This window comes from Mucilaginibacter sp., from assembly GCF_039207105.1.
Classification (GTDB): Bacteria; Bacteroidota; Bacteroidia; order Sphingobacteriales; family Sphingobacteriaceae; genus Mucilaginibacter.
In genome coordinates, this window is sequence record NZ_JBCECK010000213.1 from 1 (window position 1) to 6,822 (window position 6,822).

General features: G+C 40.4%; 7 protein-coding genes. 2 read left to right on the forward strand and 5 right to left on the reverse strand.

From position 1 onward, the window contains the following. The coding region (locus AAGC65_RS23910; RefSeq protein ID WP_343114981.1) for a DUF885 family protein at window positions 1-710 on the reverse strand (710 nt) is incomplete at its 3' end. A gap of 87 nt (window positions 711-797) precedes the next feature. Between AAGC65_RS23910 and AAGC65_RS23915 the strand changes: the two genes are divergently transcribed. Next, entirely contained in the window at window positions 798-1,286 is a 489-nt protein-coding gene (locus tag AAGC65_RS23915; RefSeq protein WP_343114982.1) for a DinB family protein, read from the forward strand. A gap of 52 nt (window positions 1,287-1,338) precedes the next feature. On the opposite strand, the gene AAGC65_RS23920 is transcribed toward AAGC65_RS23915, so the two are convergent. Next, complete coding sequence (locus AAGC65_RS23920; protein ID WP_343114983.1) at window positions 1,339-2,646, reverse strand: serine aminopeptidase domain-containing protein; 1,308 nt, start codon at window positions 2,644-2,646, stop codon at window positions 1,339-1,341. 283 nt (window positions 2,647-2,929) lie between these two features. On the opposite strand from AAGC65_RS23920, the gene AAGC65_RS23925 reads away from it, so the two are divergent. Next, window positions 2,930-5,380, forward strand: coding sequence for a TonB-dependent receptor (locus tag AAGC65_RS23925; RefSeq protein ID WP_343114984.1), 2,451 nt, complete (start codon window positions 2,930-2,932; stop codon window positions 5,378-5,380). A 6-nt stretch (window positions 5,381-5,386) separates the two neighbouring features. On the opposite strand, the gene AAGC65_RS23930 is transcribed toward AAGC65_RS23925, so the two are convergent. The 3 genes from AAGC65_RS23930 to AAGC65_RS23940 form a co-directional block, all read right to left on the reverse strand. Beyond that, window positions 5,387-5,602 carry a KTSC domain-containing protein gene (locus tag AAGC65_RS23930; protein WP_343114985.1) on the reverse strand — a complete coding sequence of 72 codons (216 nt, stop codon included), beginning with the start codon at window positions 5,600-5,602 and terminating at the stop codon, window positions 5,387-5,389. Window positions 5,603-5,665: 63 nt separating this feature from the next. Continuing rightward, window positions 5,666-6,046 carry a DUF1634 domain-containing protein gene (locus AAGC65_RS23935; protein WP_343114986.1) on the reverse strand — a complete coding sequence of 127 codons (381 nt, stop codon included), beginning with the start codon at window positions 6,044-6,046 and terminating at the stop codon, window positions 5,666-5,668. 11 nt (window positions 6,047-6,057) lie between these two features. Beyond that, window positions 6,058-6,822 (reverse strand): sulfite exporter TauE/SafE family protein (locus tag AAGC65_RS23940; RefSeq protein ID WP_343114987.1); only part of this gene is annotated, 765 nt, incomplete at its 5' end.

Sequence of the window (6,822 nt, forward strand, 5' to 3'; positions counted from 1 at the left end):
GTATAACCTTTGATAACTTTCACGGTAGCATCAGCTCTGTCGGTCATTAATTTTTGTTCTGCCTTGGGTATGTCGGTTTTCTTTAAAGAGTCTGCAAAGTCTTTTTCAATTACGCTAAGTCCGCCCAGGTTTTGTTCAATGGCCAGGCTGGTAAGCTCAACAACCGGGTTTTTTATCTGCTTTTCGGCATCCTTGTAGTAAACCGGAACTTCGGCCATACGCTCATAAAAATGACGAAGACGTTTGGCCAAAGGGGCATAATGTTCATTTAACATGTAGGCGAAAGTGCCTATTACATTGTAAGATGATGGATCCCACTCGTAAGCCTTCAATTGCTGAATTTGCCATTGGGAGTACTCCATCTGGTTCTGTATCATCTTATAATCTATCTGATTGGCTTCGCTCAGGGTGGTTATTTCAAAACGGCTCAACGAGTCGATCTGAAATTTGGCAAAATCAAGCATTTTTGAGCGGCTTTGCTCATTGGGGATGTACAATAAGCTATCATACTTATGATAACCAACAGATGTGCCCCAATCCGGGTTCAATTTCCATAACGCGTCCAGAAAGTTGTTTTCATAAACGGTAAAAGCAGCATTGTCTTTACCAAGCATTGGCCCGCCGCCGCCACCGTCTTTTTTACAACCGGTAAATGCAGCCATGAATATTACAACAGCCAGGAACAGTTTTAAGAAAATATTTTTGATCACGTGATTATGAAATTAAATGCCCGGATAAACTTAAAACATTTAGATCATATAAATCAATCGGGCGATAAATTTGTTACTTGATGTACTATGAAAACAATAAGTAACGAACACCAGGTATTAATTGACGAACTTATTCACCTGCTCAACGGCGGAAACGCGCACGCTGATCTGCAAACGGCGCTTGCAGGTTTACCGGCTGATCTGAGAGGGGAAAGACCAGATAGGCTACCCTACAGCATTTGGCAACTGGTTGAACATATACGCATTGCCCAGTGGGATATGCTGGAGTTTTGTAAAGATGGTAACCATCAATCGCCAAACTGGCCCGATGATTATTGGCCTAAAGAAACCAGCCCTAAAAATGATGAAGCATGGAACCAGACCATTGAACAAATAAATGCCGACCGTGAGGAATTTATAGCCCTGCTAAAAGAGGATGGTCTTTTTGAAAAGATACCTCATGGCGATGGGCAAACCATACTGCGCGAGGTATTGCAAGCCGCTGATCATGAAGCCTATCACGTAGCCGAAATTATTATTATACGAAGATTACTGGGTGCCTGGAAAGCATCCTGATATAAAACAAAACAGCCCGTTGCTATCATAGCAACGGGCTGTTTTGTTTTGCTTATTTAACCTTGTTTAAAAAGCTGATCATGGCTTTTACAAATTCGGGTTTCAGGGGCAGGTCGGGCTCATTGTACGTGGCCGTGTTTTTATCTTTATCAGCCGGGGCTTCTTTCAAAACATGGTTCATGTTAGGGATGATGGCAAGCACCGCGTCTGATTTGGCCTTTTTCAACTTCTCTGCATCGGCTACAGTTACCTGCAGATCGGTTGATCCCTGTACGATCAGGATAGGGATCTTTAATTTTCTGATCTCGCGGGTAGGGTTGTACCTAAACCACGACATCAGGTATTTTTGTATGCTTGGCCTGGCGTAGGGGTAAAGAGAGGGGTCAATATTTTCGGTGATCTTTCCTCTTTTTAAGCTATCGATCATGCGGTTGAAACCATCTGACATCAGTTGCGATTTTGATTTCATTTGCTCCGTCATGATCTTATCGGCCGAATCACCTGCGCCAGCTACAGATATGAATGCTTTTATAGGCTGGTCATTGGCGGCCATCATGCCTACTAATGATCCTTCGCTATGGCCAAGTATAATTATTTTTGAAAAACGCTGATCGTCATTCAGCATATTGATCAGGCCCACGGCATCATCAACATAATCCTCAAAACGCAATTCTGTTTCTTTGGTCGAGCTTACGCTTTGCCCTACCAAACGTTTATCATAGCGTACCGAAGCATAGCCGTTTTTACCGAGCTCGTTGGCTATCATTTTATACGTGTTTGAGGTTAAGCCTAATTTAGGGCTGTTACCATCACGGTCTGTTGGGCCCGAGCCTGCAATTATCAATACTACCGGTATTTTATCGGTAGCGTTTTTAGGCATGGCAAGCGTGCCGGAAATGGAGCCTGAGAAGGTTTTTATAGATATAGGTGATTCTGTTACTGAAGGATCAGTAGGGATGGTTGGTGAAACAGGTTCGGTATTTGTGCTTACAGGAGCCTGGTACGGCTTTAAAAGCAAACCGGTAAACTTAGTTTCTGAATTTACAGATAAGTTTAGCAAAAAGGTATTTTTCTGGAACGTTGCTTTATAGTAGGCCAAGGGCGGCTCGTATTTTACAAAATCGGCCTTTACCAGGTTGCCGAGCTGTGATTTTAATTGTAAGGTGGTAGTTCTGAATTTATCAGCAGGTAAAGCTTCTTTCATTTCGTTGCTAAACATGCCATAAATACTATCCGGCTGATTATTATTGTATAATTGTTTAAACTTATTTAGGGCAACAACATAGTTAGCAGGCTCAGGCTGTGCCATTATTTTAGTAGCAAAGCAAATGAACAGAATAAAAAAGCTTACTTTTTTCATGTTTATAATAATCAAAATGGTACAATGGTGCTTTGGGCCGAAATTAATAAAAATTGAATTGCTTTTGTTTTAATTGATTATTCAAGTATAGCAATAACAACAATGCAATCATAAAATGGTAAGCTAAACTAACAACAAGGTAAAAAAATTAAGGCTCAGGTAACAGTTATTATTTTCATATCTTAAAATTCAAATACGTATTTATATGTTTTAATATATTGTTGCTATATTGCGTAGCATTTTCAATCGGGAAAAACATAGAAAAATTCTACACAAACTATTAATGAAGGTTTTATTTGGGAGCTTGTTTTCGGCAATCCTGGTCGGAATGTGTTGTTTTTCATTTGCGCAAACAAAACCTACAGCAATTCAGGGCAAAGTTTTGATGGAAAGCAATGAAGCTGCTGAGGCGGCTACTATTGTGCTCCTTAAAGCTGCCGATTCTTCTATTGTAAGGTCAAGCCTGGCCGATAAATCTGGTACATATATTTTTGCGGGTATCAAACCCGATAGTTATTTGCTGCTGGCCACCAGTATAGGTTGCAGTAAAGTTTATTCAGGACCTTATCGGGTTTCTGAAGGCCGGAATATAATGGCTGAAAATATGGTACTTAAACTGGTAAACAGTCAATTACAGGAAATAAAGGTAGTAGCCCGAAGACCATATATTGAAGTACGACCCGGTAAAATAGTACTCAATGTGCAAAACAGTGTGGTTGCCGAAGGTAATTCAGTATATGATGTGCTCCGGCAGTCGCCAGGCGTACATGTAAACAGTGGTAACGAAGTGTTGAGTATTGTTGGCCGCCAGCCGGCATTAATAACTATTGATGGTAAGCCAACCAATTTAACCGGCGATGATTTGGTTAATCTGCTGCGCAGTATGCAAAGCAGTAATATTGAGCAGGTAGAGATGATATCGAGCGCATCGTCAAAATATGACGCATCGGGTGGTGGAATCATCAATATCGTACAAAAAAAAGGTACCAATATAGGCACAAATGGCTCATTTACTGCAGGTTTTGGTTATGGTAAATATTATAAAAGCAGGGCAGGAATTGTTTTTAATAACCGCACTTCCAAGCTAAATGTTTTCGGGAATTACTCGCTTGATGATAATAAAACAAGCCGCTTTATTAATACGAACAGGAATATTAATTTTGATAATACTTTGAGTAATTATAACGTTGACTATAATAATACTCAGCATTCATACAATCACAATTTCAGGTTAGGAGCCGATTATTCTTTATCGCCTAAGCAAACCATTGGTTTTTTAGTAAGCGGTATTGTTCGGGAGGATAATTTTTTGAAGGATAATAACCTGAAAATAGCTAATCAGGGCAGGCTCGATTCGGTGATCATAGCCAAATCAACTCTTGATAGGGGCTCCAGCTTTTTAAATTATAACATTAATTATGATGGCGCTTTGGATAAAAGCGGTAAAAATCTTTCGGCCGATGTAGATTATTCTACCTATTCGCGTCACTCCAACGAGTACATTACCAATAACTTTTATACCCCGACAGGTACCAAATATCGGGATTCGTTACAGCTGCAAAACCTTTCACCATCATCTATCCACATCTGGACCGCAAAGATTGATTATATAAACCCGCTTTCAAAAACATCAAAACTGGAAGCTGGCGTAAAGTACAATAATGTAAAAAGCGATAATAATTTAATATTTGGCCCGCTGGTAAACCAGGCCTACAAAGCCGACCCTAATTTTACCAACCGCTTTATTTATACAGAAATTGTGAGTGCTGCCTATTTAAACTACATGAACAAAATAGGAAAATTTGACATGACTGCAGGTGTCCGTACTGAAAAAACCACTTCTACCGGCAGTTCAATAGGCGTAGGTGATACACGTACTATCACCAATGAAAATAATTATTTTAACCTGTTTCCGCAGGTTCAGTTAAGTTACCAACTTAATAAAAACAATACTTTGGGTCTGAGTTATAACCGTGGTATTCACCGGCCCGACTACCAGGATATTAATCCGTTTTTATACTATACCGATCTGTATGATTATGTATCGGGCAATCCTAACTTAAAACCGGAGTATACCAACTCTGTACAATTATCACATACATATAAGGAAACATTCATTACCACATTATATTATAATGTGACTAACGACGCGTATGATTTTCCCATTTATGAGCAAAACGACTCATCAAAGGTTAACATTACCATTCGTAAAAACTTTGGGCGAATTTATGTTTACGGGGCCTCATTTTACGCGCCGGTACAATTTAACAGCTGGTGGAATGCCAGCTTTAATTTAGATGCTTCATACCAGCGTTATACAGCTTATGCAGTAAACGGCTATTTTAATAAAGGCAAGCAGGACATTATTTTTAATACCACTCAGAATATCAGCCTGAGTAGTACTTTGCTGGCAGAGGTTACAGGCAGATACGAGTCGCCTACTTTGTATGGTGTTAACGAGCTTAAACAAAGCTATACCGTGAATGCCGGCATTAGTAAACAAGTGCTCAATAAACGCGGCAGTTTAAAACTAAACGTTATTGACGTTTTCAACAGCGATCGTGAGCGATATCATATTATGTATCAGAATATTGATTTGATGGGAATCAATAAACGTGAAACCCGGAGGGTGATGCTCAATTTTACTTATCGTTTTGGTAAAACATCAGTTAAATCGGCAGCAAAACATAATACCAGCAGCGACGAGGAGCAACGCCGTACAGGAAATAATTAATACTATTTACCTGATACGCAGCTCGGGATATTTGCCTTTAATTTTGGTAACGAAAAAATGGCCCAGGGAATCGGAACTGATAAGTTTATTATATGCTGTTGATGAAAAGCCAAAGTATTGCCATACTCCGCCGCTATCCCTGAACTCCACTTCTAAAATTTTGGCCGAGGGATCATAGCCTAAGCTATTTAATGCTGTTGATTCAACCATGCTCCTTTGCATACATTATTATAATATATGCAGACCCAAAAAAGTTTTAAATAATTTATTTTTTAATAATAACGGTTAGCCGGCGTGGCCGCTAAGCATGCTCGCGGTAATAATAAGTAGTACCAGAATGGTTATTCCCGTGTACAGATAATCCTTCTCTAAAATAAATCCAATTGCCGAAAAAACTACCCTGATCACCGGCGTTACAATTAGTAAAATAATGCCTGCCTGTATAATGGCCCTGCCCCGTATAGTGATTATGCCGTTAATAATACCCTTTGTACTGTGTACAAAATCAGGTACGCCTTTAAACGTATGGTAATCTACAGGTATATTTCCATGCCGGTTTAAATAAATAATACCGCCAATAAAAATAACGCTCATAGATAGCAATACCCCGAGGCGGAGTATCCAGCCTATAACGGCCTGCATATCGGTATCTTTAAAACGGCTCATATTTAAATCATTTATATTTTTCCGGCAAAGCCATTGTATATCATTTGCAAAGCCAAAAAAGTTACTACCACCGCAAATATCCAACGCAGCCATCCCGATGAGTTGGTATGTACCAGTATTTTTGATCCGCTTAAGGCACCCAGTAACACGCCAATGGCCACAGGCATTGACAGGCCCGGATCAATGTATCCACGCTGTAGGTAAACAACCGCGCTGGCTGCCGCGGTAACGCCTATCATAAAATTACTGGTGGTAGTTGATACCTTGAACGGGATGCGCATAATGGTATCCATAGCCAGAACCTTTAACGCTCCGGAACCTATGCCCAGCAAGCCGGATATAACCCCTGCAAAAAGCATCATGAAAAAGCCGCCGCCTACATTTTTTACGCTATAGGTTACCGCGCCATTGGCTGTAGGGAAACTGCCGTTTAGTTTTAATTTTTCGGCAAGCGCGTTTTTTTCCTGGTGTATGAGCTCGGCCTTTTTGCGTAACGACATTACTGCCGACAGGATAAGGATAACGCCAAATAAAATTGCTATAAAATTAGTAGGGATATAAACAGCCATCAAGGCGCCAGCCATAGCACCCGCGGTAGTGGCAATTTCCAGGAACATACCCAGCCTGATATTAGTGATACCCTCTTTTACATAAGCTGCTGCCGAACCTGATGAAGTAGCTATTACCGATACCAGCGAAGCGCCGATAGCATAATGGATATCAACCTTTAACAATAAGGTAAGCAGCGGGATAATAACGAAGCCACCACCCAGGCC